24 protein-coding genes and 1 pseudogene are annotated in these 23,853 nt (G+C 61.2%); 17 read left to right on the top strand and 8 right to left on the bottom strand.

Translation table 11 applies throughout. From position 1 onward, the window contains the following. The 6 genes from MA04_RS18340 to MA04_RS18315 form a co-directional block, all read left to right on the top strand. On the top strand, positions 1-233 hold a 233-nt coding region (locus MA04_RS18340; RefSeq protein WP_262462050.1), incomplete at its 5' end, for a DUF4351 domain-containing protein. A 255-nt stretch (positions 234-488) separates the two neighbouring features. Further along, entirely contained in the window at positions 489-749 is a 261-nt protein-coding gene (locus MA04_RS18335; RefSeq protein ID WP_063141726.1) for a type II toxin-antitoxin system Phd/YefM family antitoxin, read from the top strand. After that, entirely contained in the window at positions 749-1,057 is a 309-nt protein-coding gene (locus tag MA04_RS18330) for a type II toxin-antitoxin system RelE/ParE family toxin (RefSeq protein ID WP_063141672.1), read from the top strand. The genes MA04_RS18335 and MA04_RS18330 overlap by 1 nt, the downstream gene beginning before the upstream one ends. A gap of 252 nt (positions 1,058-1,309) precedes the next feature. After that, positions 1,310-1,579 carry a CopG family ribbon-helix-helix protein gene (locus MA04_RS18325; protein ID WP_163128177.1) on the top strand — a complete coding sequence of 90 codons (270 nt, stop codon included), beginning with the start codon at positions 1,310-1,312 and terminating at the stop codon, positions 1,577-1,579. Then, positions 1,579-1,854, top strand: coding sequence for a type II toxin-antitoxin system RelE/ParE family toxin (locus tag MA04_RS18320; protein WP_262462046.1), 276 nt, complete (start codon positions 1,579-1,581; stop codon positions 1,852-1,854). Before MA04_RS18325 ends, MA04_RS18320 begins: the two co-directional genes overlap by 1 nt. A 206-nt stretch (positions 1,855-2,060) precedes the next feature. Beyond that, a complete protein-coding gene (locus MA04_RS18315) occupies positions 2,061-3,080 on the top strand; it encodes an Rpn family recombination-promoting nuclease/putative transposase (protein WP_262462045.1) in 1,020 nt (339 codons plus the stop codon). 119 nt (positions 3,081-3,199) lie between these two features. Here MA04_RS18315 and MA04_RS18310 read toward each other — a convergent pair whose 3' ends face one another. The 3 genes from MA04_RS18310 to MA04_RS18300 form a co-directional block, all read right to left on the bottom strand. Further along, positions 3,200-3,910, bottom strand: a complete 711-nt coding sequence (locus tag MA04_RS18310; RefSeq protein ID WP_262462044.1) for a DUF3239 domain-containing protein — start codon at positions 3,908-3,910, stop codon at positions 3,200-3,202. A gap of 214 nt (positions 3,911-4,124) precedes the next feature. After that, the gene (locus MA04_RS18305) at positions 4,125-5,021 is read right to left on the bottom strand and encodes a type II secretion system protein N (RefSeq protein WP_262462043.1); all 897 of its coding nucleotides are present in this window, start codon (positions 5,019-5,021) and stop codon (positions 4,125-4,127) included. A 27-nt stretch (positions 5,022-5,048) separates the two neighbouring features. Then, complete coding sequence (locus MA04_RS18300; protein WP_262462042.1) at positions 5,049-5,780, bottom strand: transposase; 732 nt, start codon at positions 5,778-5,780, stop codon at positions 5,049-5,051. A gap of 799 nt (positions 5,781-6,579) precedes the next feature. Here MA04_RS18300 and MA04_RS18295 point away from each other — a divergent pair. Continuing rightward, positions 6,580-7,503, top strand: coding sequence for a class I SAM-dependent methyltransferase (locus tag MA04_RS18295; RefSeq protein WP_262462041.1), 924 nt, complete (start codon positions 6,580-6,582; stop codon positions 7,501-7,503). On the opposite strand, the pseudogene MA04_RS21815 reads toward MA04_RS18295, so the two are convergent. Continuing rightward, positions 7,423-7,695 (bottom strand): annotated as a pseudogene (locus MA04_RS21815) (TetR/AcrR family transcriptional regulator); the annotation flags it as partial. The gene MA04_RS18295 and the pseudogene MA04_RS21815 sit on opposite strands and share 81 nt — an antisense overlap. A gap of 259 nt (positions 7,696-7,954) precedes the next feature. On the opposite strand from MA04_RS21815, the gene MA04_RS18285 reads away from it, so the two are divergent. Beyond that, positions 7,955-8,947, top strand: a complete 993-nt coding sequence (locus tag MA04_RS18285) for a putative solute-binding protein (protein WP_262462040.1) — start codon at positions 7,955-7,957, stop codon at positions 8,945-8,947. Positions 8,948-9,077: 130 nt separating this feature from the next. Here MA04_RS18285 and MA04_RS18280 read toward each other — a convergent pair whose 3' ends face one another. After that, positions 9,078-10,253: a putative solute-binding protein gene (locus MA04_RS18280; protein WP_163128157.1), complete on the bottom strand. Its 1,176-nt coding sequence runs from the start codon at positions 10,251-10,253 to the stop codon at positions 9,078-9,080. A 488-nt stretch (positions 10,254-10,741) separates the two neighbouring features. Between MA04_RS18280 and pqqA the strand changes: the two genes are divergently transcribed. The 7 genes from pqqA (at position 10,742) to MA04_RS18245 (ending at position 18,252) form a co-directional block, all read left to right on the top strand. Continuing rightward, positions 10,742-10,813: a pyrroloquinoline quinone precursor peptide PqqA gene (gene pqqA, locus MA04_RS18275; RefSeq protein ID WP_081586962.1), complete on the top strand. Its 72-nt coding sequence runs from the start codon at positions 10,742-10,744 to the stop codon at positions 10,811-10,813. A gap of 56 nt (positions 10,814-10,869) precedes the next feature. Then, on the top strand, positions 10,870-11,781 hold the full coding sequence (gene pqqB / locus MA04_RS18270; RefSeq protein WP_262462039.1) for a pyrroloquinoline quinone biosynthesis protein PqqB: 912 nt from the start codon (positions 10,870-10,872) through the stop codon (positions 11,779-11,781). Beyond that, a complete protein-coding gene (gene pqqC, locus MA04_RS18265) occupies positions 11,778-12,542 on the top strand; it encodes a pyrroloquinoline-quinone synthase PqqC (RefSeq protein ID WP_262462037.1) in 765 nt (254 codons plus the stop codon). The genes pqqB and pqqC overlap by 4 nt, the downstream gene beginning before the upstream one ends. Further along, on the top strand, positions 12,539-12,817 hold the full coding sequence (pqqD, locus tag MA04_RS18260) for a pyrroloquinoline quinone biosynthesis peptide chaperone PqqD (protein ID WP_022996528.1): 279 nt from the start codon (positions 12,539-12,541) through the stop codon (positions 12,815-12,817). Before pqqC ends, pqqD begins: the two co-directional genes overlap by 4 nt. Continuing rightward, complete coding sequence (pqqE, locus tag MA04_RS18255; protein ID WP_262462035.1) at positions 12,789-13,937, top strand: pyrroloquinoline quinone biosynthesis protein PqqE; 1,149 nt, start codon at positions 12,789-12,791, stop codon at positions 13,935-13,937. The genes pqqD and pqqE overlap by 29 nt, the downstream gene beginning before the upstream one ends. A gap of 155 nt (positions 13,938-14,092) precedes the next feature. Further along, positions 14,093-15,763 carry an alpha/beta hydrolase family protein gene (locus MA04_RS18250; protein WP_262462034.1) on the top strand — a complete coding sequence of 557 codons (1,671 nt, stop codon included), beginning with the start codon at positions 14,093-14,095 and terminating at the stop codon, positions 15,761-15,763. After that, on the top strand, positions 15,760-18,252 hold the full coding sequence (locus MA04_RS18245; protein WP_262462033.1) for an insulinase family protein: 2,493 nt from the start codon (positions 15,760-15,762) through the stop codon (positions 18,250-18,252). Before MA04_RS18250 ends, MA04_RS18245 begins: the two co-directional genes overlap by 4 nt. A gap of 124 nt (positions 18,253-18,376) precedes the next feature. Here MA04_RS18245 and MA04_RS18240 read toward each other — a convergent pair whose 3' ends face one another. Both MA04_RS18240 and MA04_RS18235 read right to left on the bottom strand, forming a co-directional pair. Further along, positions 18,377-18,973 carry a glutathione S-transferase family protein gene (locus tag MA04_RS18240; RefSeq protein ID WP_262462032.1) on the bottom strand — a complete coding sequence of 199 codons (597 nt, stop codon included), beginning with the start codon at positions 18,971-18,973 and terminating at the stop codon, positions 18,377-18,379. A gap of 35 nt (positions 18,974-19,008) precedes the next feature. Beyond that, positions 19,009-19,452, bottom strand: a complete 444-nt coding sequence (locus MA04_RS18235; RefSeq protein WP_163126991.1) for a VOC family protein — start codon at positions 19,450-19,452, stop codon at positions 19,009-19,011. Between the two features lie 141 nt (positions 19,453-19,593). Between MA04_RS18235 and MA04_RS18230 the strand changes: the two genes are divergently transcribed. Continuing rightward, positions 19,594-20,472 carry a LysR family transcriptional regulator gene (locus tag MA04_RS18230; RefSeq protein ID WP_163126990.1) on the top strand — a complete coding sequence of 293 codons (879 nt, stop codon included), beginning with the start codon at positions 19,594-19,596 and terminating at the stop codon, positions 20,470-20,472. Between the two features lie 243 nt (positions 20,473-20,715). On the opposite strand, the gene MA04_RS18225 is transcribed toward MA04_RS18230, so the two are convergent. Then, positions 20,716-22,863, bottom strand: coding sequence for an intracellular growth attenuator family protein (locus MA04_RS18225; RefSeq protein WP_262462030.1), 2,148 nt, complete (start codon positions 22,861-22,863; stop codon positions 20,716-20,718). A gap of 159 nt (positions 22,864-23,022) precedes the next feature. On the opposite strand from MA04_RS18225, the gene MA04_RS18220 reads away from it, so the two are divergent. Next, positions 23,023-23,850, top strand: a complete 828-nt coding sequence (locus MA04_RS18220) for a MipA/OmpV family protein (RefSeq protein ID WP_262462029.1) — start codon at positions 23,023-23,025, stop codon at positions 23,848-23,850. The last annotated feature ends 3 nt before the right edge of the window (positions 23,851-23,853 follow it).

The raw sequence follows: 23,853 nt of genomic DNA, 5'->3' as shown, positions 1-23,853 counted from the left end.
AGGAATGGAAAGACATGCACCACCAGGCTGGTTTGCAGGAAGGGTTGCAGCAGGGCCTTGAACAAGGCTCCGTCAACGAAGCCCGTAATATCCTGCGACGCCAACTGGTACGCCGCTTCGGCTCTCTTTCCGAACGTATTGAAGCCAAGTTGAACGGCGCCAGCCGAGAGCAACTGGAAGACTGGATCGACCGGCCCTACGAGGTGGAAGAGCTGGAGGACGTCTTTCGCTGATCAGGTTGGGGACCGGGAAAGGAAGCCTTCCTACACTACCCATCACTTCCGGCTGACAGGTCTTTCCGCCAGGGCTGACAGACCGGGACTTTTCTTCCCTCCATACTAGCTTCGGAAAACGGCAACTGGATTGCCTGCATGGAGGGCTCAAAACCCGCTTTCCCAGGGGGCACTCCTTTACTGTCAAAATGACCTTGGCCAAAATAGAGCGATTCGACTATATTGACCGAATCGAACGATTTTATGGAAGCGATCATGGATACCCTTTCCGCTAATGAGGCCAAGACTCACTTTGGCGATATGCTGCTACGGGCACAGCGCGCACCGGTTCAGATCAGCAAGAACGGCAAGCCCGTGGCGGTGGTCATTTCCGTTGATGAATATGAAGGGCTCGAAGTAGCGAAATTACAGCTGTTGCAAGCCAGGGCCGCTCAGGCAAAAGCGGATATCACTGCCGGCAACCTGGTTGACGGGGATGCGTTCTTCGATGAGCTGGAATCAGGTCAACACGACTGATGGCGGCACCGTATCGCCTGACCCTGGAGGCCCGGAAGGACTTGATCCAGATTCGCCGTTTCACTCTGCGGCAGTGGGGCCCCAAGCAATCCCGTAAGTATCTTTCGGATCTTCGGCAAACCCTGCGGTTGTTATGTGAAACGCCGTCCCTCGGCAAACCCAGGCCCGAACTCGGGGCCGGCGTATTCAGCTTCCCCCATGTCAGTCATGTGATTTATTACATCGTGTACAGAAGCCGTTTGGTGATATTCGGTGTGCTGCACAAACGCATGGTCCCTCTCAACCATCTGGCCGACCGTCCTCTTTGAGCGAAGACGCCTTTTCGGTGTAGCCTCGATTCGCTTGCTGGCAAGCCTCCCACAGCGGCTTCGCGGCCTCCTAAGGGAGCCTTCCTACACTACCCGTCACTTTCGGCTGACAGTTCTTTCCGCCAGGGCTGACAGACCGGGACTTTTCTTCCCGCCATACTGATTCTGCTATCCAGACAGATAATTCATTTGAGTGATTCGTTTTCAATCACTATGATTGAGCTTGATTCACATCTATCCCAGGAGCCCATCATGGCCCGGACAGAAACCAAGGTATTGACGGCCCATATCCCCCTTCCTCTGGCCGAGAGAGTCGACCAGATGGCCCAGCGGCTGGAGCGCTCCCGTGGTTGGATCATGAAACAGGCGTTGGCGGCCTGGCTTGATCAGGAAGACGAGCGCGAGCGGCTCACCCGCGAAGCTCTGGCCGACGTGGACGCCGGTCGCGTCATCGATCATCAGGCCGTGCAGGCTTGGGCGGACAGCCTTGGCACCGATGAGCCCCTGCCAGTACCGCGCTGATGGAACTCAAGTGGACCAGCAAGGCACTTTCCGATCTGGCTCGCTTATACGAATTTCTGGCGTCCGCGAACAAGCGGGCAGCCGCGCGAGCTGTGCAGGCGTTGACTGAAGCACCCACCATTCTGCTAACCGACCCACGCCTCGGCGAGCGGCTTTTTGATTTCGAGCCCCATGAAGTCAGACGATTGCTGGTCGGGGATTACGAGATGCGCTACGAGATTCAGGAATCCGTTATATACATGCTACGACTCTGGCACACCCGGGAAGGCCGCTGAACTCCTGGTTGCCCGGATGCAGAAAGCGCGGCTCATACGAGCCGGGATTCGCTTGCGAGCAAGCTTCCCACAGCGGCTTCGCGGCCTCCAAAGGGAGCCTTCCTACACTACCCGTCACTTTAGGCTGACGGTTCTTTCCGTCAGGGCTGACAGACTGATCACGGTGTGCGCGTCATATTACTCCCCTGCTGATTTGGGGAGGATTCATGGGGGAGCACGACACCGCTTATAAATTTCTGTTTTCGCATCGCGCTCTGATGCGGGATTTGCTGTTGGGGTTCATGGAGGGTGATTGGGTCCGGGAGCTGGATCTGGATTCACTGGAAAAGGTCAGTGATGGCTACGCTACCGGCGATCTGCATAGCCGCCACAATGATGCGCTCTGGCGGGTACGTTGGAAACGCGAATGGATTTATCTCTATCTGATGCTGGAGTTTCAGTCCACGGTGGAGCGCTTCATGCCGGTGCGTATCCTCACTTACATTGGTCTGCTGTATCAGGACCTGATCCGGCGTAAGGAATTGAGCCAGGACCGCCGGTTACCACCGGTACTGCCCATAGTGCTGTACAACGGAAAGGGACGCTGGCGCGCTCCGGTGGCCCTGGACAATTTGATTCAGCCCCCTCCCCACGCCGTGCTCCCTTATTTGCCCCGGCTACAGTTTCTACTTTTGGATGAGGGCGCTCTGCTTCACGAGGGCGCCCTGCCTGGGCAGCGTAATCTGGTCGCCGCTATATTCCGGCTGGAGCAAAGCCAGGCCCCGGAAGACCTGTCTCGGGCCTTCTCCCATTTGCTAGAATGGCTCAAGGGGCCTGAGCAGAGTGAACTCAGACAAGCTATTCTGGAATGGCTACATCGTCGGGGCCCCAGTCTGGCTCCGGAAATCAGCTGGCGGGAAGTTCGAAATTTACAGGAGGCGAACACCATGCTGGAAGAGCGCATACAAGAGTGGAAAGCCCAATTCCGCCGGGAGGGGCTCACCAAAGGCCGAGAGGAAGGTCGGGAAATAGGTCTGGAGGAAGGCCGAGAGGAAGGCCGAGAGGAAGGCCGGGAGGAAGGTTCCACCGCCGAGGCCCGAAATATTCTGCGGCGTCAGTTGGTACGCCGTTTCGGTACAGTCCCTGAACACATCGATGTCAAACTGAACGGCGCCAGCCGGGAGCAGTTGGAGGACTGGATCGACCGGCCTTACGAGGTGGAAGAGCTGGAAGACGTCTTTCGCTGATCAGGTTGGGGGGCCGGGTGCGGTATCGCGGCTCACGAGCCAGGATTCGCTTGCGAGCAAGTTTGCCACAGCGACTTCCCAGCTCCGCGGGCACCAGAAATGCCAGACTCCCTTTGCTCCTACGGCTTGTCCGTTTGCTGTAGCGCCGCGTCGAAGTAGATCACCTTGTTGTTCGGTGCCCCTTTCATGGCATCTTTGAGTTCCTGCAGCACCGCCCATTCATCCACATCATCCACGTCATCCACCGTGAGGCTCTCGGTTACCTTTTTCACCAAGGCCGGATCGTCGTAACCCCAGGCCACCGGGCGAGGTTGGAAAATGCTCCAGTAGCCGTTCCCCGGCATTCCAAACATCGATACACAGGGCACTTTCTCATCAATGGCGATGGTGTGATGGGGCAGCTGCTTGACGGGCAGCTTCAGACAACCCCACACCAGATCCACATCCTCCTGGCCACGCATATCAGCCAGGGCCAGCAAGGTCAGTGGCTGGGTCTCGATCACGATGGCGGGGATCAGCAGGCCGTTTTCATAAGCGATGTCTTTCAGGTCGTCCGGCTTGGGAAAGCGGCGCAGAGCGAAGAGCAGCAGTAACGTTACCACCAACAGGACCAGCCACCAGGTGATATTGCCATTCTTATAGGAGGCGAAACTGCCGACAGCGGAGAGCACGGTAAGGGCGATCACCACGAAAAACAGGGGGCTGAACTTGCTCGGGTATTCGTCATAGGTCTTCATATGAACGGGATCCGGCGGCATGTTCATGGCCCGTGTGGCAAACGTATCATTCCAGGACTCACCGGCCTGTCCGACCCGGCTGTCATCATTCATTCCGCTCTCCTTGCACAAGGGATGATTCGAACGGGAAAACCTTAGCACACCCCTCTACCGTCCCACACCTTGAAAGCGGCATGCCTATGAACCTCGTGATCCGTAGGAGCCAGCCTGCTGGCGAATGCGGCCTGTGGTGCTGGGACATTCGCTTGCAGCGGCCCGCCGCCCGGACAAAGCTCCCACCGCGGCTTCGTAGAGTGATCTGCAGGAGCTAGCCGCCCTCGGGGGTTTTCGCGGTCAGGGCCGCCATGCCTCGAATATCGCTCTTGCCGGTCCGGTACTCGATCAGAAACTCCTTGCTTCCCCGCCTGACGATGATCTCGCCGATGCCGCTATCCACCACGGAGCGGCGGGCCAGCAGGTCGTCTTCCTTGGTACCGAGCGGATAGCCATTGGCGGAAAAGATAACGTCGCCTTTTTGGAAGCCGAACTTCTTGACCAGGTCACCCTCTTCGTCGATCACCCGGTAGCCATTGGCCGTCTCCGGGCTCACCGGCTCCACCCCCAGGGTCTCCATGGCCTTTTCCCGGTCACTCAGCAGCTTTTCCACTTCTGAATCGCCGTCTTTCTTGTCGTCCGGCGCGGGCTCCGCCGAGGCCACGATCCCTGGCATCGCCTCCCAGGCCAGTAGAGGCAGCTTCTCCAGGCGCCCTCCCCGCTTGAGCAGCACATGATCGACCCGTAATGCATTCAGTGTGGCGCCACGGACCAGCTCATCGCCCACGTGATACAGCCCCGCTTCGCCACCTTCCGGCTGGATGATCGCCCAGCCGTGCTCGTCCACCCGGTTATGGAAAACGCCGAGCAAGGTGAGTTTCATCCGCGTCTCTGGTGCATCGGAATGCGCTTCGGCCGTGCCGCTCTCGGACAGGTACTCGCCGAACAGATTCCAGCCCGCGATCCCCGCCTTTGTCAGCGCCAGATCGTGCGCGGACGCGGTTACAGGGAGACCATCCGCCGACATCCGTTCCGGCGGTTTAGGGCCGTGGATCAGCAACCCCGCGGTCCACACCACCAGGTACACCAGCACGCCAAGCAGCGCCAGCGATACCAAGTAGCGTGCGGCCCGGCCCAGCACGGCGATCAGAGTAGGACGATTCATTGTCATAGGACCTCGTGATCAGCACGCCGGCGGCTATTCTTCACTGTCGTCGCCGGGTGGGCTGTCACCGTCCTGACTTGGCCTCTTCCTGGGCCTCCCCCGGGGCCGGCCATACACGCGCTCACCGTACTTTTCCGCCACTTCACGAATAAAGCGGTCCGAACCGGTGACCAGCCCGCGAGTAACGGCGTTGACGATGAAGTCCACTTCCTTCGGGTTGTTGCCCATGCGCAGGTATTCCCGGTAAGCAAAGCGACGCTCGTCCCGGTTCGTTCCCAGACGCAGATACTCTTCCGGATCGTCCAGCCAGCTGGTCTGAGTCTTCTCGCAACGCATGCGCAGGCTGCTGTGGGCGTATTGATTGATCTTCTGCACCAGCCCCCGTGTCACCGGCAACAGCTCGATCATTCTCATGATGGTCAGCACCCACTGGCTGGGTTGTACCGGCGTGGACAGGAAGCGGCTTTCCCAGGGCGACTCTTCCCCATGGATCTTCTTGAAGAACAGCGCGGTGCGGCAGGACAAGCCTTTCATGAAGCGGGATACTTCCGTGGCCCGCCCGGTGGGGGTGATCAACAAATGGACTTCGCCGGGCAGCAGGCACCAGGCGTGGATCTCGACTTCATACTCCCTGCGCAACTCCAACAGCTGCCGCTCGCAGTAGTTGAAGTCCACCGTGGTACGAAAGATCGGGCTGCCGTCTCGGGTTTTATGCACTACATAGTGAGGGACACCTTGCAGCAAAACGCGTTCCTTGCTGCTCATAGCGCTTCTCCTTGTTATTGATTTCGCTGAGCTTCCCCGGCCCAGACTGCGCCGGGCTTACATAACATTACTTCCTGGTACGGTTATGAAACTAAAACCCTAACGCTTTTAGAGCTCTTTAGGAACCCTTTAATATTTACAGTCGTGCACTTTTAATAAGACAATGATTTTGTATTTCCTGTCCCCTTTTTAAGCACCCCATTTAAAGCCTTTTCCGGGATTAGCAAACGCTCACTTGATTACAAATCGGTGTATATTGAAACCGCCTTTGTATACCCTATTTTGCGCGCCTTTCAGGTCTTGCGAGGCGGTTTTTTGCGTCCATACACAGGAACCAAATAAATCGCAATAAGCGCGTCTTCGCTTAGTCCTGTTGGTCAGCAGGAAAATGCCGCTAAGCGTCCATCTGTTCTCTTTTTGTGAGAGGTAAACCGGAGCGCCTTACAAGATCGCCCGAGCCCCCCTGAATAGCGGTAACGAAATTTTAGGGACGCTCCCTGGCGCGGAAAGAAGGGAAATCGGTACGAGCGGATGACGTAGTAACAATACCCGTTTGGCAATGACCTCAAAGGGCCGATATGGAAAAGCATAACCATCTGTAACATTCTCGAGATCAGCACATCCAATGTTCGGGTCCTGTTACACCGTGCTCGTACGCGCCTGTTTCAGATGGTGGATCATTTTCAGGAGATCGGTGAATGTTGAAATACACGGAAGTAGCCAACTGACTCGTATGTGTCCTCGTCATCAATCACATCATGTACCGCACCGAGATGCCAGCAGCCACGGGAAGATAACCATGAGCACTATTTTCACGCGAACCGACCAGATCCATGACGGCCCCAATCAAACCCGAAGACCGGATTTCCCGGCCCCACTTTTGCTGTGCTTGTTCCTGGTCATGTTGCCGGCCATGGCCCTGTCCGGCGGCCAGCGGGAAGGATCGACATCCGCTCAGCCGGATGGTGTTCAGCAGGCCCTGGAAGGCAATCACCGCAGCGTCGCCAACCGGGCCCGCGACGACGCAAGAAAGCCGGGCGAGACTTTGACTTTTTGGGGCTTTCAGCCGGATATGACGGTAGTGGAAGTCTGGCCCGGCGGTGGTTGGTATACCGAGATTCTGGCCCCCAGCTTGCGCGATCGGGGCAAACTGATCGCCGCCAACTTTCCCGATGATGCCAAACCGGACTGGCGTGCGGCGATGGCCCGGGAATACCGAGAAAAGCTGGCCGCCCATCCACAAGTGTATGACCAGGTGAAGATTGTCCCTTTCGACCCTCCCGCTCATCCCGATCTCGCCCCCTCGGGTTCGGCGGACATGGTCATCCTGTCCCGTCACTTTCATAACTTCATCCTCGGCGGCATTGTCGACGAGGTTCTAAGCGCCTCGCGGCGGGCCCTGCGCCCCGGTGGTGTTCTCGCCATTGTTCAGCATCGTGCTAAGCCGGATGCGACACCGGAAGCGGAGCAGCGTACCGGTTATGTTCGCGAGCAATGGCTGGTCAAAAAAGTGGAATCGGCCGGGTTCATTCTGAAGGCATCCAGCCCCCTCAATCACAATCCCCGTGACAGCCGCGAGCATGAGGACGAGGTCTGGTCGCTGCCGCCATCCCTGCGTACCTGCAAACAGCTGGCTGACCCGTCAAAACAGATAGCGTGCCGGAAGAAATACACCGCCATCGGTGAAAGCGACCGGATGACACTGCGTTTTATCCGTCAGTGAATCGTTACTCATTAGCGCAAGGAGCGTTTCGATGGGGTCAACCGTCCGCACCTCAAGTTGATCCCGGACATCCGCCGATTCCGCGGCGCTTTCCACACTGGAAAGCATGTCGTCGACAGCATGCCTGAAAGCCGCACTGACAAGCGCATCCCTTGAGGAAAAATGCCGATAGAAGCCACCGTGAGTCAGACCCGCGGCCCGCGTCTACCCTGCCCGCCAACAAAGCAATTGGCTGTTTCTGCTGCCTTCCATGGCGATACGGCCAGTGCGGTAAATTGATCGCTCCCATACCCGCTGATACATTCAAATGCGTATCGTCACGGTGCCCCCGAGCGTCCGGTATGACCTGTTTTTCAAAGCCCTCGTGGACGCGTTTCCACACACTCCTAGCGAAGCCAGCCTCTCGACAGCGAAAACAGACCCGATTTTCTTTCGGATCACGGAGCCCCCAATGAAAAGAACCACGTTGTACTTGCTTACCCCCCTGCTCATCGCCCTCTCCCTGCCCACCCTGGCGGAGCCAATCAAGCGCAAAGTGTGCGTGTTCGACATCGTCGGTAACGCCGGGCCGATCATGAACAGCGCCCGCGACTGGAAGACCACCGCGTTGTCCTGGGGCCTGGATGTGGAACTGCTACCCTACACCAGTGAGCTGATCGCCACCGAGGATCTGAAGGCCGGTGTCTGTGATGCCGCTCTGGTGACCGGGATCCGCGCCCGCGGATTCAATAAGTTCGCCGGCACCATCGACGCCATCGGCGCGGTGCCCAGCATGGATCACTTGCGCATCATCTCCCAGGTTCTGGCCAGCCCGAAGATGGCGGACAAGCTGGAAGGCGGCAACTACTCCGTCGCCGGTTTCGCTCCGGCGGGCCCCGCTTATATCTTCGTCAATGATCGCAAGATCAATACGCTGGATAAGGCCGCCGGCAAGAAAGTGGCGGTGCTGGAATACGATGAAACCCAGGCCGGCCTGGTGTCGCAGGTGGGCGCCACACCAGTGGATTCCGATGTCACCAATTTCTCCACTAAATTCAATAACGGCTCGGTGGATGTGATCTTCGCGCCCCTGGCGGTCTATCAGGCCCTGGAATTGTATAAAGGACTCTCCCCCGATGGCGGCATCATCGACTACCCGCTGGTGCAACTGACCCTGCAGGTTGTCGCCAAGACCGATCGTTTTCCCAAAGAGATGTTCCAGAAATCACGTAGCTATTTTTATGAAAACTTCGACCGCTTCCGGCAGCAGGTGGAACAGGAATCAAAGGCGGTGGATTCAAAATGGTGGGTGAAGATCCCCGATGAGGACAAAGCGGAGTACGAATTGATGATGCAGGAAGCTCGCGATCAGCTCCGCGATCAAGGCTATTACGATCCGGACATGCTGACCATCATGCGCAAGATCCGCTGCAAGCTGGACGCCTCCCGGGCCGAGTGCACCTGAGGTTGTCGGCTGAAGCATTAATTCTCTTCTGTAGGAGCCTGCCTTGCAGGCGAATCACCCTGGCGGTGGAAGAAAAAGCATTCGCCAGCAGGGCTGGCTCCTACAGTAGTTGGAAATCGGGGCAACTGCTCTATTCCACCGGATTGACGCATTCCCCCCGGTTGGGGTCCAGCTTGCAGCGCACCTTGCGTTCCAGAGTCAACATATCCGCGCTGTAATACCCCTTCCCGCGCAGGGTCAAACGGGCATCCTGCATCATCATCTCGTACTCGCGTTTATCCTGATCCGGAATGTCAATCCACCAGTGATCCGGCACCTTGGCCTGCTCTTGCGCCAGGCGCGCCATAATCCGGTCGTAACCGTTGAAGAATTCCTCGCGCACCAGTTGCGCCACTTCATTGGGGAATTTATCGGCACGTCCGATCAGTTGCATGGTGATCTGCGCCAACGGGTAATTGATAATGCCGCCATTGGGGCGCATACCCTTGTACAGCTCCAGCACTTCATAGGCCACGATCGGCGCCGCCAGCACATCCACCACACCATTGTTGAATTTGTTCGGCGCGGAAACGATGTCGGAATTCACCGGCGTGGCACCGATCTGCGCCACCATTTCCGCTTGAACCGGATCGTAATCCAGTACTGCCACCCGTTTGCCAGCGGCATTGGCCAGGGTGTTGATGGCACGGTCGTTGACGAAGATATAAGCCGGCCCGGCCGGGGCAATACCCAGCACCACATAGCTGTTGGCCACCATCCGCGGCGCCACTTTCGGGCTGGCCATGGCGCGCAACAACAGCTTCATGTGATCGTCGGAAGGCAGTGCGCCGATGGCATCGATGGTGCCGGTGTATTGATTGAACAAACGGGCGCGCAGGCCACTGATCAGGGCGGCGTCGCAAATCCCCGCTTTCAGGTCCTCCACCACCACGCTTTCGCTGGTGTAAGGCACCATTTCCAGATCCACGCCGTACTTAAGAACCCGGATTCGCTGATCCTCGGCAGCCTTGAAGATGGGGCCGGCGCGGCCGGCGATGTCCCAGATGCAGATACGCCGCTTAACCGGTTCTCCCGGCGTATAGCCGGCCACTTTTTGCATTGCTTGAATACGCTCATCCAGGGAGCGGTTCTGGTCAAAGGCGATGGCGCGCAGCTTGTCCGCCAGTTCCGGGGTCAACGTTACTCCGGGGGCGAAGCGTTTGAGCTCGGCCTGCTGCGCCGGGGTCAGATCCAGCGCCTTGTCGGCACCGGCCGGGAGTGAAACGGATAAAACCAGAGAAAAACAAAGCAGCCGTAAAATACGCATGAAACCTCCGGTCAGCGAGTCCGATACCTGGGCTTTGCATTATGGGCAAGCCGCCTGGCGAACGCCTGACCAAAGCGACATGGCGCGGGGCCTTAATGCCAAGCGGAAGCGTAGCTTGCCTGCAAATTCGCCAGCAGGCTGGCTCCCACAGTTTGTGCTACGAAGCCGCTGTGGGAGCTTGCCGGGTGGCGCTCCGCTTGCAAGCGAATGGCCCAACACCGGAAGCCGCATTCGCCAGCAAGCTGGCTCCCACAGTTTGCGCTACGAAGCCGCTGTGGGAGCTTGCCTGCAAGCGAATGTACCAACACCGGAGCCCGGGATTAGCCAGGCAGGGCTGGCTCCTGTAAATGTGATCACCGCCGAGTCGGACCCTATGGACCGGCACATTCAGTACTAAAGTAGTAGTGATCCGACTCCCTCGGCAGTGCTCAAATGAATCGGCCGATCACGGCCAATCTCTGACACGAATAACAATCGAGGAGCTCGCTATGTGGACCAAACCCAGCTATGTGGACATGCGCATCGGCTTTGAAGTCACCATGTACATTTCCAATCGCTGATGCCGGTTCCCGCGGGCCCACCTTAGTGGGATCCGCGGGTTCCGGGTCTCACGCCCATGCATATCCGAATTCTCGGCTCGGCGGCCGGCGGCGGCTTTCCCCAATGGAATTGCCAGTGCGCCAATTGCGCCGGGCTGCGCCAGGGCACCATCGACGCGGTGCCCCGCACCCAGTCCTCCATCGCGCTGTCCGACGACGGCGAGCACTGGATTCTGTGTAATACCTCGCCGGACATTCGCGCCCAATTGGAAAGCACGCCGGAACTGCGCCGGACGGACGGCAAACGCGGTACCGCCATCGGCGCCATCGTGCTGATGGACAGCCAGATCGATCACACCACCGGCCTGCTGATGTTACGCGAGGGCTGCCCCCATGAGGTCTGGTGTACCGAGATGGTCCATCAGGATCTGTGCTCTGGCTTTCCACTGTTCCGCATTCTGGATCACTGGAACGGCGGACTACGCTGGAACCCGATTCCGTTGGCCGGTGAGTTCCGCATCCCGTGCTGTCCGGGTCTGAGCCTCACGCCGATCCCGCTGCGCAGCGCGGCACCGCCCTATTCCCCGCACCGTAATGATCCCCATCCCGGCGACAACATCGGTCTGCTGGTGGAGGACGCCGACGGCAAGCGCCTGTTCTACGCACCCGGGCTTGGCCAGGTGGACGCCGACTTGCACGCCCTGATGGCCAGTGCCGATTGCCTGTTGGTGGACGGCACTTTCTGGCGCGAAGACGAAATGCGCCACGCCGGCGTCGGCACCAAACCGGCCAGCGAAATGGGCCATCTGCCGCAGAGCGGCCCGGGCGGTATGCTGGAGCTGCTGGCCAGTCTGCCGGAACCCCAACGCCGGATACTCATCCATATCAATAACACCAATCCGATCCTCGATCACGGCTCCGAGGAGCGCGCCCGGGTGGAACGCCAGGGGGTCGAGGTGGCCTGCGATGGAATGGCGATCCGATTATGAGCGAGCTGGCTTCCGCCCTGCCCCTGAGCCGCGCCGAGTTCGAACAGGCGCTGCGCGACAAGGGCCGTTATTACCACATCCACCATCCTTATCACGTGGCCATGTATGAGGGCCGCGCCAGCCGCCGGCAAATCCAGGGCTGGGTGGCGAACCGCTATTACTATCAGGTGAATATTCCGGTGAAGGACGCCGCCATCCTCGCCAACTGCCGGGACCGGGATGTCCGCCGCGAATGGGTGCAGCGTATTCATGACCACGATGGCGCCGCCGGCGGCGAAGGCGGCATCGAAGCCTGGATCCGCCTGGGCGAGGCGGTGGGCCTGAGCGCCGGAGAAATACGCTCCCAGGAACATGTGCTGCCCGGGGTGCGCTTCGCGGTGGACGCCTACGTGCAGTTCGCCCGCGCCGCCAGTTGGCAGGAGGCGGCCTGTTCGTCCCTGACCGAACTGTTCGCGCCGCGGATTCACCAGTCGCGGCTGGACAGCTGGCCCCGGCATTATCCGTGGATCGGCGAGGATGGATATCACTACTTCCGCAACCGCATGGGCGAGGCACGGCGGGACGTGGAACATGGTCTGCGCATTACGCTGGATCATTTCACTACCCACGAGGCCCAGCAGCGGGCGTTGGATATTCTGCAGTTCAAGCTGGATATTCTGTGGACCATGCTCGACGCCATGAGCATGGCCTACGAACTGGAACGGCCGCCCTACCATACCGTCACCGATAAAGGCGTCTGGCACCGGGGGTTGCAGCAATGAGCGCACCACATCACGACGCCATTCCGCTGTTGCGCCGGGGCTTCCGTCTGCAATGGGAACCGGCGCAGCAGGCCCATGTGCTGCTGTATCCGGAAGGCATGGTGAAACTGAATGACAGTGCCGCCCAGATCCTCACTCTGGTGAACGGCGAGCGCAGCGTCGCGGACATTGTCGCCACTCTGCATCAGCGCTTCCCGGAGGTACCGGATCTGGAAGCGGACGTGCTGGATTTTCTCGAGGCCGCCCATGGCAACCACTGGCTCACCGAACGCTGAGATCCGCCCGGGACCGCCGTTATGGCTGTTGGCGGAGTTGACCTACCGCTGCCCGCTGCAATGCCCCTATTGCTCCAACCCGGTGGATTTTGCCGACCAGGGCCAGGAGCTGGACACCGGGCAATGGCTGGACGTGTTCGCCCAGGCACGGGCCATGGGCGCGGCCCAGTTGGGCTTGTCCGGCGGCGAACCGCTGACCCGGCCGGATCTGATCGAGCTGGTTTCCGGCGCCCGCGAACTGGGTTATTACAGTAACCTGATCACCTCCGGCATGGGGCTGAACCGGGACAAGGTCCGCGCCCTGGCGGACGCCGGCCTGGACCACATTCAGATCAGCTTCCAGGACGCCGAAGCGGCCGGCAATCAGTTGATGGCGGGCTCCCGCAAAGCGTTCCAGCATAAGTTGGAAATGGCCCGAGCGGTGAAGGCGCACGATTTTCCCATGGTGCTCAATATCGTCATTCACCGGCACAACATCGACCGCATCGGCGACATCATTCAGCTGTGCCTGGACCTGGAGGCCGACTATGTGGAACTGGCCACCTGCCAGTATTACGGCTGGGCCCACTTGAACCGGCAAGGCCTGATGCCCTCGCGGGCGCAGTTGCAACAGGCGGAACACGTGGTGGCGGACTATCGGCGCCGCCTGGAAGACGCCGCCAATCCCTGCCAGTTGATCTTCGTGGTACCGGACTACTATGAAGAGCGCCCGAAACCCTGCATGAACGGCTGGGGCAGTATGTTCCTGACCATCACCCCGGACGGCACCGCGCTGCCCTGCCACAGTGCCCGGCAATTGCCGATCGACTTCCCCAACGTCAGGGACCACACCATTGAGACCATCTGGCATCATTCTCCGGGTTTCAATCATTTCCGCGGCGACGCCTGGATGCCCGAACCCTGCCGCTCCTGCGACGAGAAGCACGAGGACTTCGGCGGCTGCCGCTGCCAGGCCTACATGCTCACCGGCGATGCCGCCAACGCTGATCCGGTGTGCGCCAAGTCGCCGCATCACCACACCATCGTGGCGGCGCGGGAACAGGCCGGCACGCCTCTGGATCAGGTGCCGCCACTGACCTACCGCAATGAACGCAATGCCCGGCTCATCTACCGGGGCTGATCCGACCCCGCCATCGCCACTAAGCGCCCGCCAGGCGGTGGCGGCCACGGTGGAGTTCGGCGAATTGCACAGCAACGCGCAACGGGTGATCTGGACCCGTAGCGATCCCCGCGACGGCCGCGGGCCGCCGCACCCTGACGCAGGACGGGTTCAGCGTGCGCTCGCGGGTCTACGAGTATGGAGGCAGTGCTCTGTGTCTGGGCCAGGACGGCCTGGCCTTCGTCAACGAATCCGACCAGCAGCTTTATTGGCAGGGGTTTTCCGAACGGCAATGTCATCCGCTCACCGATCACCCGGATCGCCGTTACGGCGGACTGGCCTACGACCGTCAACGCGACCGGATCATCGCCGTGGAAGAGCGGCCGGAGAACCAGCAAACACGGCACCGGCTGGTGGCGGTGGGGCGCGACGGCACCCTGCGGGTGCTGAGCGAGGGTGCCGATTTCTATGCGTCACCCGCCATCAGTGACGACGGCCAACAGTTGGCCTGGGTGGAATGGGATCGCCCCCATCAGCCCTGGACGGCCAGCCGCCTGCGCCACGTGAAACTGACTGACCACGGCTTGCCCGGCACGACCCTGCCCGGCCTCGACAAACCGGAGCATTCGGCGCAACAACCCCGCTTCGACCGGCAAGGGCGTTTGCTCTGCCTGTTCGACGGCAGCGGACACTGGCGCCCATGGCGATTCGAGCACGGACAGTGGCAATGTCTGCCCGGCAGGGAAGCGGATCACACCCCCAGCCCCTGGCTGCTCGGTTCCCGCCATTACGATACCCTGCCGGACGGCAGCCCGGTGGTGGCCTGGTGGTGGGATGGCCGGGGCCATTTGAGCGTTGCGGGAGACACCGTCCCGCCGGCGGCGATGCCTTCGGACTATCAGCATTTTCTTGCCATCAGCGCCGGCCCCCTGGGCATGTTCTGTCTCGCCGCCGGGCCACACCGGGGCACCACGTTATTGCATCTGCACGCAGAGGAAGACGGCGATGTCTCCATACTCGATGCCGCGCCCCTGCCCATGGAGGCGGCCACGGTATCGGAACCGCAAACGCTGATGTTCGCCAGCGCCGGCGACACCCGCTGCCAGGGCTTTTATTACCCGCCCTGCCCCGGCGACAGTACGCCGCCGCCGTTGTTGGTGACGGTTCATGGTGGCCCGACTTCGGCCAGTTTTCCGCTGTTCAATCCGGCGATACAGTTCTGGACTCAGCGCGGCTTCGCCGTGCTGGACCTGAATTACCGTGGCAGCGTCGGCTTCGGCCGTGAGTATCGTCAGTCCCTGGCCGGACAGTGGGGCGTCAGCGATGTGGACGATGTGCTGTACGCGGTGGAGGCACTGATAAGGGAACGGCGGGCGGATCCGCGCCGGCTGTTTTTGCGGGGACAAAGCGCCGGCGGCTTCACCGTGCTCAACACTCTGGCGCGCGCGCCGATGACATTCCGCGCCGCCGCCAGCTTGTACGGCGTCAGCGATCCGCTGCGGTTGCGCCGGCAAACACACAAGTTCGAAGCGGACTACATCGACTGGTTGATCGGAGATCCCGAGCGGGACGCGGGCCGTTATCAGGCTCGCTCACCGCTGGCCAACGCCACGCGCCTGCGCACTCCAACCCTGTTTTTCCAGGGCCTGCGCGACGCCGTCGTGCTACCCGAACAAACCGAAGCCATGGTGGCGGCGTTGCACGCCAACGGCGTACCGGTGGAATGCGTGCGCTTCGCCGATGAACAACATGGCTTTCGCTCGCCACGCAACCGGGCACTGGTACTGGAGCGGGAACTGGCCTTCTACCGGCGCCATGACCCCGTCGGCCGGGAGTCAGGCCAATGACCGCATTCACAGTCCACGACCCGCGACGGTTGCCACGCTCTGATGCCCGGGCACGCCTTTATCAGCACGAAAGTGGCCCGCGCACTCTGTTATTGCCAGCACCGGGCTCACGGGTGACGGCGTTGCTGCAAGTCGGCGTGGGCAGTCACGATGAACCCGAAACCCGCCCCGGACTGGCGCATCTGCTCGAACATGTCCTGTTCACCGGCAGTGAGCGCTATCCCGATGACCATCACTTCGCCCGCCGCATCCAGGGCTGGAATGGCCGCTACAACGCCAGCACCCAGGACGACACCATGGCGTTCTTTTTCACCGTGGATGCGGAAGGGCTGGCACCCTGCCTGGCCCATCTGATCGACATGCTGAGGCGGCCTTTGCTGACAGCGGAATCAGTGACACGGGAACGACAGATCCTGGACGCCGAGTTCCGAACCCGGCTGGCGGATCCACGGCTGCATCGTCAGACGCTGTTGGCGCGGCTGGCGCGGCCATCGCATCCGCTGGCCCGCTTCACCGCCGGCAACGCCCACAGCCTGAGCGCCCCCCTGGCCTCCCTGACCGGGGAGGTCCGGGCCTTTCACGCTTGCTGGTTCCGCGCCGACAACATGACTCTGGTTCTGCAAGGCGCGCTACCGGACAACGTGGATAGCGTGCTGGCGGAAACGCTCTCGCTGCTACCCAGCGGCCCGATCCCGACCCGGCCCCCCCTTGCCACGGCTTTCCCCAGCGACATCCGGCAACAAGACTGGCTCTGGCAGGCCCCGCAGTCCGATACCAGTTGCACACTGCTGTTTCCCTTGCCCGAGGACGAACGGGTCTGGCCCTGGTTGCGCCACTGGTTGCGGGAACCCGGCCGTCACGGCGCACTGGGCGGCCTGCGCGCCACCGGCATGGCGTCAACGATCACCGTGACCGGGCAGCGCCGCCGGCGGAACCAGGGGCTGAACCAAGGGTTGAACCAAGGAGAGTGCCTGATTGAGCTGGACGCCCCCGGGCGCGGCCAGGAGGCCGCCGCCATGCTGGAGCGTTGGCTGTCACGGATGGCGGCTTACGTCCCCTCCCGATGGCCGACAACGGCGCGGCTGGCTACCCCGGACCCGGAAGGTTTTCCCGCACCACCGGACGCCGAGCTGGCGCGCCTGTGCTATCTGGCACGCCGCGTTGCCGGAGAGCCGGAAGCGGACGCCGATACCCTGCTTGCGCCCCCAGCCCCGCCCGATGACCACACCTGGCATAACGCTCTGCGGGGGCTGAGCGACACCGGCGCCATGGTCATCGACCACGACAACGGCCGGGACTTCACTCGCTTCACGCCCTGGACCGGCACGCCCTACCGCGCCATTCCACGGCAACGGCCGGCGGCAATCGATCTGTTCCAGACATCGCTGGCACTACCGGCAGCGGCCACCGCGGCCCCGCCTTCCTTGAAGACGCTCATCCATGTCCCGGTTGAAACCGTGGACACTCTCAGGCTCGGTTGGCGCTGGCCCGGTGATCAGGCAACCGCGGTGGAACGGCTGAGCCTGAGTTGGCGCCTGTTGCTGGAGCACGCCTCTTTCACCAGCCCCAGAGCACGTGTCCATCAAAGCGGCGCCAAGCTGATACTGGACCTTGCCGCCGATGACACCGCTATCCGGACAACACTGACAACCCTGTTCGCGCCGATGGAAGCCGGCTGGGAACGTCTGACGGAGCACCGCCATCGAATCTGGCTCCGACAACAGGACGCGGCAGCGCCAGCGCACCGCCTGCTTCAGGTCTTGCGGGATCGCCTTGCTGGCGTAACGCGGGAAAACCAGGGGCCTCTTTCCTCTCCCGCGTCGTGGTACTGCGCTTACCCACAAACCTGGCCGGAGACACAGCTGGCCACGGGGCTGTCCCCCATAACCGCCCGCTTTTTTCCCGATGCCGCCACGGACACCACCAGCGCCACGGCGATTCTCACCGGGGAACAGGCGGTTCCCTGCGCCTACCCCGATCACGCTCGTCTGCTTTATCTGCCGGCTCCGCATCGCCACGCACTGGATCGTCTGTGCTGGCGATTACTGCAACGCCATCTGGCCGCCCCCTTTTATCAGCAATTGCGACTGCGGCAACAGCTGGGCTATTGGGTGGACTGCCGTTATCAGGAGGAAGCGGACGGCCGCTGCGGCCTGCTTCTGCTGGTGCAGTCACCGGATCACGGACAGAGGGTACTGCAGGCGGCCCTGGCCGGCTTTCTTGAAGACGCCGGCACGCTTTTGGCGGCGATGCCCCTGGACGACTGGCAAGGCACGATACGATCACTGCGGGCGGAAGTGGACCGGGAACACAGCGCCTCCGGGTACACTTTTGAACAACGCTGGAATCAGGCGTTTTATCAGCGCCCCGGAGAAGTCGACGCGGAGCTTCCTCTGCTGGACCGTCTGACAGCAAAGAACTGGCGGGACGAGGTACTGGAACGGTGCGCCATGGCCCGGCCATTTACCCTCTATTCCACCGCCGGGTGATTTGCGCCAACACGAATACCGGTCTACGAAGCCACTGTGGGAAGCTTGCTTGCAAGCGAATTGTGTTTCGGGGAAAGATTCGCTTGCAGGCAAGCTCCCACAGCGGCCCTGTAGCGACCTCTGACTAAATTCCGGGCATGGGCTGAAACCCGGGCAGCGCCTTGATCCGTTCCATCCAGGCGTTCACATGCTGATAGGGACGCGGATCCACGCCACCTTCCCAAGCCACCGCCAGATAGGGAAACACCGCGCATTCGGCGATGGTGGGCCGGCCAGCGGCGAGCCATTGATGCGTCGCCAAATGATCATCCAGCAACCTTAAAATCCGTTCACTGCGTTCCAGCGCCAGCGCCTTGTCCAGGGCGTAACCGAACTTATCGACCAGACGCGCGGCGTTGGGACCGTGCTGAATTTCATTGGCGGCTACCGACAGCCATTGCATCACCTCTCCCTGAAGGTGCGCCTCCCCCGGCCACCACGCCTCGCCACCATAGCGCCCGGCCAGATACACCAATATCGCCTGGGAATCCCGCAACACCAGTTTGCCGTCCTCAAGGATCGGTAATTCTCCCCAGGGATTCAGCACGGCAAGACGTTCCCCTTTATGTTCGCCGGCGAGAAAATCCACCGCTTCGATCTCCAGTGGCAGCCCCGCCAGCGCGGCAAACAAACGCACCTTATAGCAATTGCCCGAAGGCTCCAGGTCATACAGTTTCATCATTGCTCTCCTACTCAAGAGTCGGTCCTGTTCAAGAATCAGTCCTGTTCGGGAATCAGTTGATTGAATTCAAGAACATTGCCGTCGGGATCACGAATAAACAGCGCCACCCGACGCGGACCGATCCGTTTGGGGCCTTCGGTAATCACGATACTTTCCTGCTCCAGCCAGGATTGCAGCGCGGCCAGATCCTCCACCAGGAACGCCGGGTGCGTCATACCGGGCAGTTTCACCGGTTCATCCAGCAACACATTGCGACCGCCTGGCCGATGGGCGCCATTGAAAATCAGGTTGATCCGCACCCCGGCCTCGGTGACCATTTCATTGGCTTCGGCGCCGGGAAAGTGGTGGGTTTGCCGGAATCCCAGGCGTTCATAGAAACGCAGCGACCGGCGCCGGTCGGTTACCCGGATGCCCACGTGGTCATAGCCGGTCGCCGTCACCGGACAGTCTTGCAACGTCGTCGGATCGTCCACCTGCATAGCCCAAAACCTCCACTTTCGGCCTATTGATTGGCCACCGATGCTGACCTAGTTTGGATAGGTGAAAAATGGCCCCGAACGCAGAACACTATTACGCGCGGCGCACAAGTCAGCTCGGCCCAGGAGCCCGGAGGGCAAAGCATGGATAAATTGAAAGCGATGGCCACCTTCGTGCGTATCGTCGACAGCGGCAGTCTCAGCGCGGCGGCGGACGCCCAAGGACAATCCCCGGCTTCGGTGGTGCGCAGCCTGGCGGCGTTGGAGCGTTCCCTTAACGTCCGCCTCCTCAATCGCACCACCCGCCAACTGTCCCTCACCGAGGAAGGCCGGGATTATCTGGCGCGCTGCCGGCGCATTCTGGCCGAAGTGAGCGAGGCGGAAAGCGCATTGCAGGAGCGCCAGAAGGGGCCTTCCGGCACCGTGGGAATCACCGCTCCGGAAACCTTTGGCCGCTATCATGTGGCGCCGCTGGTGAACCGCTTTCTCAGCGATCACCCCGCCATGCGTATTAATCTTGTGCTGGACGACAAGGTGGTGAACCTGGTCGAAGCGGGCCTGGATCTGGCGATACGAATCGGGCACCCACGGGATTCGTCACTGGTCGTCCGTCCCCTTGGGCATATGTCGACGGTGGTGTGCGCCAGTCCGGACTATCTGGAAAACCAGGGTGAACCATTGACGCCGCAAGAACTGGAACATCGCCCCTGTGTGCTGTTCGCACCGCAGGGGCCGCTTTGGGGCTTTCACGACAAGACGGTACGGATTGATCCCACCCTGGTCACCAACCAGATCGAAAGCGCCCGGCAAGCCTGCATCGCCGGCCTCGGCTTCGGGCGTTTCTATCACTATCAGGTACGAGATGCCCTGGCGGACGGCACTTTGGTAAGAGTATTGGAAGCCTTCGAGCCGGATCCCAGCCCCGTGCTGTTGACCTACCCGCACTCGCAACTGCTGTCACGCCGGGTACGCTATGTGATCGACTGGCTGGCGCCGCGCATCCCCCCCCGGCTGGCGGCGTGATCATTCACCCCAGACACGACGAACCCGCTGTAGGAGCTTTTTCCGGGCGGCGGGCCACTGCAAGCGAATATCCCGCGTCGGGTGCTAATTCGCCAGCAGGCTAGCTCCCACAGACCATGCTACGAAGCCCCTGTGGGAGCTTGCCTGCAAGCGAATTCTTTAGACGTGGTGCAATTCGCTTGCAGCGGCCCGCCGCCCGGAAAAAGCTCCTACAGACTCAACTACGAAGCGGCTGTGGGACGCTCACGCCCAGCCATGAAGCCGGGCCAGATCCGCTTCGCGGCGCCGCCGGGCGCGGTACTGCTGTACCGCCAGCCAGACGTGAACCGGCAACAGCACGGCGCACAGCAGTATCCAGAATGAGAGCAGCAGCGAACGCCAGGGCCAGTCCAGTTGGCGGGTGACATCCACCACCAGTATCGGCGCGCCCGAATCGTCCTCGCCGCGATGGACCACCATCCCCTTCGCCGAGAATGGCGCCGCACTGCCCGGCGTGGTCAGTTCGACGAAACGCCGCCACAACTGAATATCGGTCATTGATGCCGGCGTCAGCCCGGGGTCGCCGATCATGTGCACCAGCACACCACCTTTTTCGCTCTCATGGATCTCGCGGCCAAGATCCGGTACCGCCTGTTCCGCTCGTTCCTGCCCCACCGCGCGCAAACGGCGCTTCACCAGGCTAAGCTGAGAGCGCCCTATTACCGCTTGCAGCGGTTTCTCACCGTCATAGCCGACCACCTCTTCGCGCAACGTTTCCCAATCCGTGGGCCGTTCCGGCAAGGCGACACGGAGGTGTTCAACGAGGGTATCGCGAAGATAAGCGCAGGCTTGCTGTTGCCGCGATCCGCAAGCGCTGTCCACCAGTTCAATCAATTCCCTGGAATTGCTGACCACCAACGGCGCCTGACCCGGATCCCGGCCGTACAGCTTCACCATCATTTCCACATAGGGATCCCGGCGCGTTTTCACCACCTCGTCGGCGAACAGCGCGTCGGTGAGCTCATCGACCTCCACCCGGGGCAGCGCGGAGGTATCGCCCCCCCAGCGGATCCAGTCACAGTGCACTCTGGGGTACTGCCAATCCCCCATCGATGCGCGTACCTGGCACCGTCCCGATCCGGACAGGTCCACCATGGTGCCGGGACCCGGCGGCGCCGCCAGCAGATCCGACGCCTCCCGTACCTCCACATAACTCGCTCCGGACACCGCATTCCAGGTCAGCATCAGATCGGCCCAAGGCCCCCGTGACAACATCAGCGCCGCCACCAGCGCCACACCCGCCACCAGCGCCATGGTAAAGTGGCGCCCCCAGTAGGCCAGCGGAAAGCGTCGGATTTCCTCGTCCAGGGACAGTTGGCGGTTATAGCTGACCACCGAGTAATCGTCCACGCGCAGGTCCATCTCCAGGCGTTGGCCGTCCTCATAGCTCACATGGGGGCGCCAGTGTTCCGGCAGGCTGAAGACCAGCTTGTCGCCCAGGGAGGCGGCCACGGTCACACGGCTGTTGGCTTCGTCGAACAACAGTGGCGTCAGATTCAGGGTACCGGTAACCGTATTCACCTTCTGCGGCGGACCGGGGCGCCAGCGGCGCCAGAACAGCCACAACGCCCAGACCGTCAACAGCACAGCGGCGCCACTCCACAGGGACACTGCCAACACGCCGGTCCGGGCCGTGGCGATCCCCAGGCCGATGAACGCCAAAGTAAGCAACAGCCCCGGCAAGAGCCCCACGCCGCGGCCGCGACGGGCTTCGATCTCCGCCACGGTCTCGTCCCGCTGGGCGTAAATGTCCACCCGGCGTTTACGCGCGGCTTCCTCTTCGTCCTTTTCCTTGTTCCGATCCGGATCGTCATCGCGGTCTTCGTCGTTGCCGACGAACACATCCTGTAAAGCGCCGCGAGCACCGTCCCGCCATTGTTGATCCGCGGTGTTGCGGCGCTGATCCCGCTCCACCGCGCTGAGCAAATCGAACTCCTGATTCAACCCGACCACCACCGCCATCTTGCCGGCGAACACCACTTCGGCGCGGTTATGCTCGGCCAGGAACAGGTCGGCGTCATAAGGCAGGAACACCTCCACGCCATCAATGATGTCATGCCAGGTACTGGTTCCGTTGGATTCGAGACCATGACGGGAATAGGCGCCTTCCAGCAGGAATACTTCATCGCTTTCCAGTGCCAGCGGACGCTTCGGTTTGGCCGGATCGTAGACCGGCGGCAAGGCCTGCCGCTCCGTTTCGCTCAACCGGCGAATCGCGCCGCCCTGCTCGCGCACTTCGGCCAACGCCTTGGCACTCCGGCGGCGACGGGATGAATAGCCGATCAGGCTGCTGACAGTGAGCCCCAGCACCACCAGAATGAACAGCAGTTTGAGCAGTCCCAATAACTCCAAGGTCTTATCCTCCTTGATAAAAGTGGCGCTTATGCTACCGCATCCACGCCGGTACGAAAAATCGCCGCCCGGCGCTTTCCCCACGAGCCAACGACATTTCCTCCACACCGGCGACGCTAGGGTGAATCTCCTGGCCCCACCGGCCGATCGGAGGAGAACATGTTCCCATCGTCTACATTTGCCCCCCGCCCTGGCTGGCGGGACGCGCGAGCCATCCGTCTGATTCTGGTATTGGCCCTCCCACCCACCGTATTCGCTTCCCCCACGCCTTCCGACAAAGAGCCCCACGGTAAATCGGACTGGCGCCTTATCCTTGGCGCCGGCGCGCTTTACCGTCCCGATTACCCGGGCTCCGACGACCTCGAGACACGCGCGGTACCGCTGATCTTCGCCGAGTACGGGGAGCGCTTGTATCTGCGTGGCACCACCGCCGGTGCGCGATTATGGGGCAATGGCGTGTGGGGACTGGATGCGGTGGCCCGTTATCATTCCGGCCGCGACAGCGACGACAATTCGATCCTTGAGGGCCTGGAGGATATCGATGCCGGCGTCGACGGAGGGCTTGCCCTGAATGTCGGGCGAGGCCCCTGGAAAGCGCAACTGGCCGTCTATCAGGACCTCTCCAGCAGCCACGACGGCCTGCAAATTGATCTGGAAGCGGGCCGAACTTTCACCCTCAATCCGCGTCTACAACTGGAACTGGAGGCCAGCGCCACTTGGGCCGACGCCGATTTCACCGACACCTATTTCGGAGTCACACCGGATCAGGCGATGACAACCGGGCTGCCTGCGCATGAAGCCGAAGCTGGCATGAAAGATGTAGGACTGAGCCTGGGACTGAACTATTCCCCGAGCCGGCATTGGCTGGTGCGCGCACAGGTGGGCGTGGCGCGCTTGCTCGGCGACGCCGCCGAAAGTCCTCTGGTGGAGGACCACGGTTCCGCCACCCAGCCACGGGCGGCTCTGTTCATTGGCTACCGCTTTTAAGGC

The sequence above is a fragment of the Alloalcanivorax balearicus MACL04 genome (assembly GCF_025532145.1).
GTDB classification, from domain to species: Bacteria; Pseudomonadota; Gammaproteobacteria; order Pseudomonadales; family Alcanivoracaceae; genus Alloalcanivorax; species Alloalcanivorax balearicus.
This window is presented reverse-complemented; position numbering and strand designations above follow the sequence as displayed.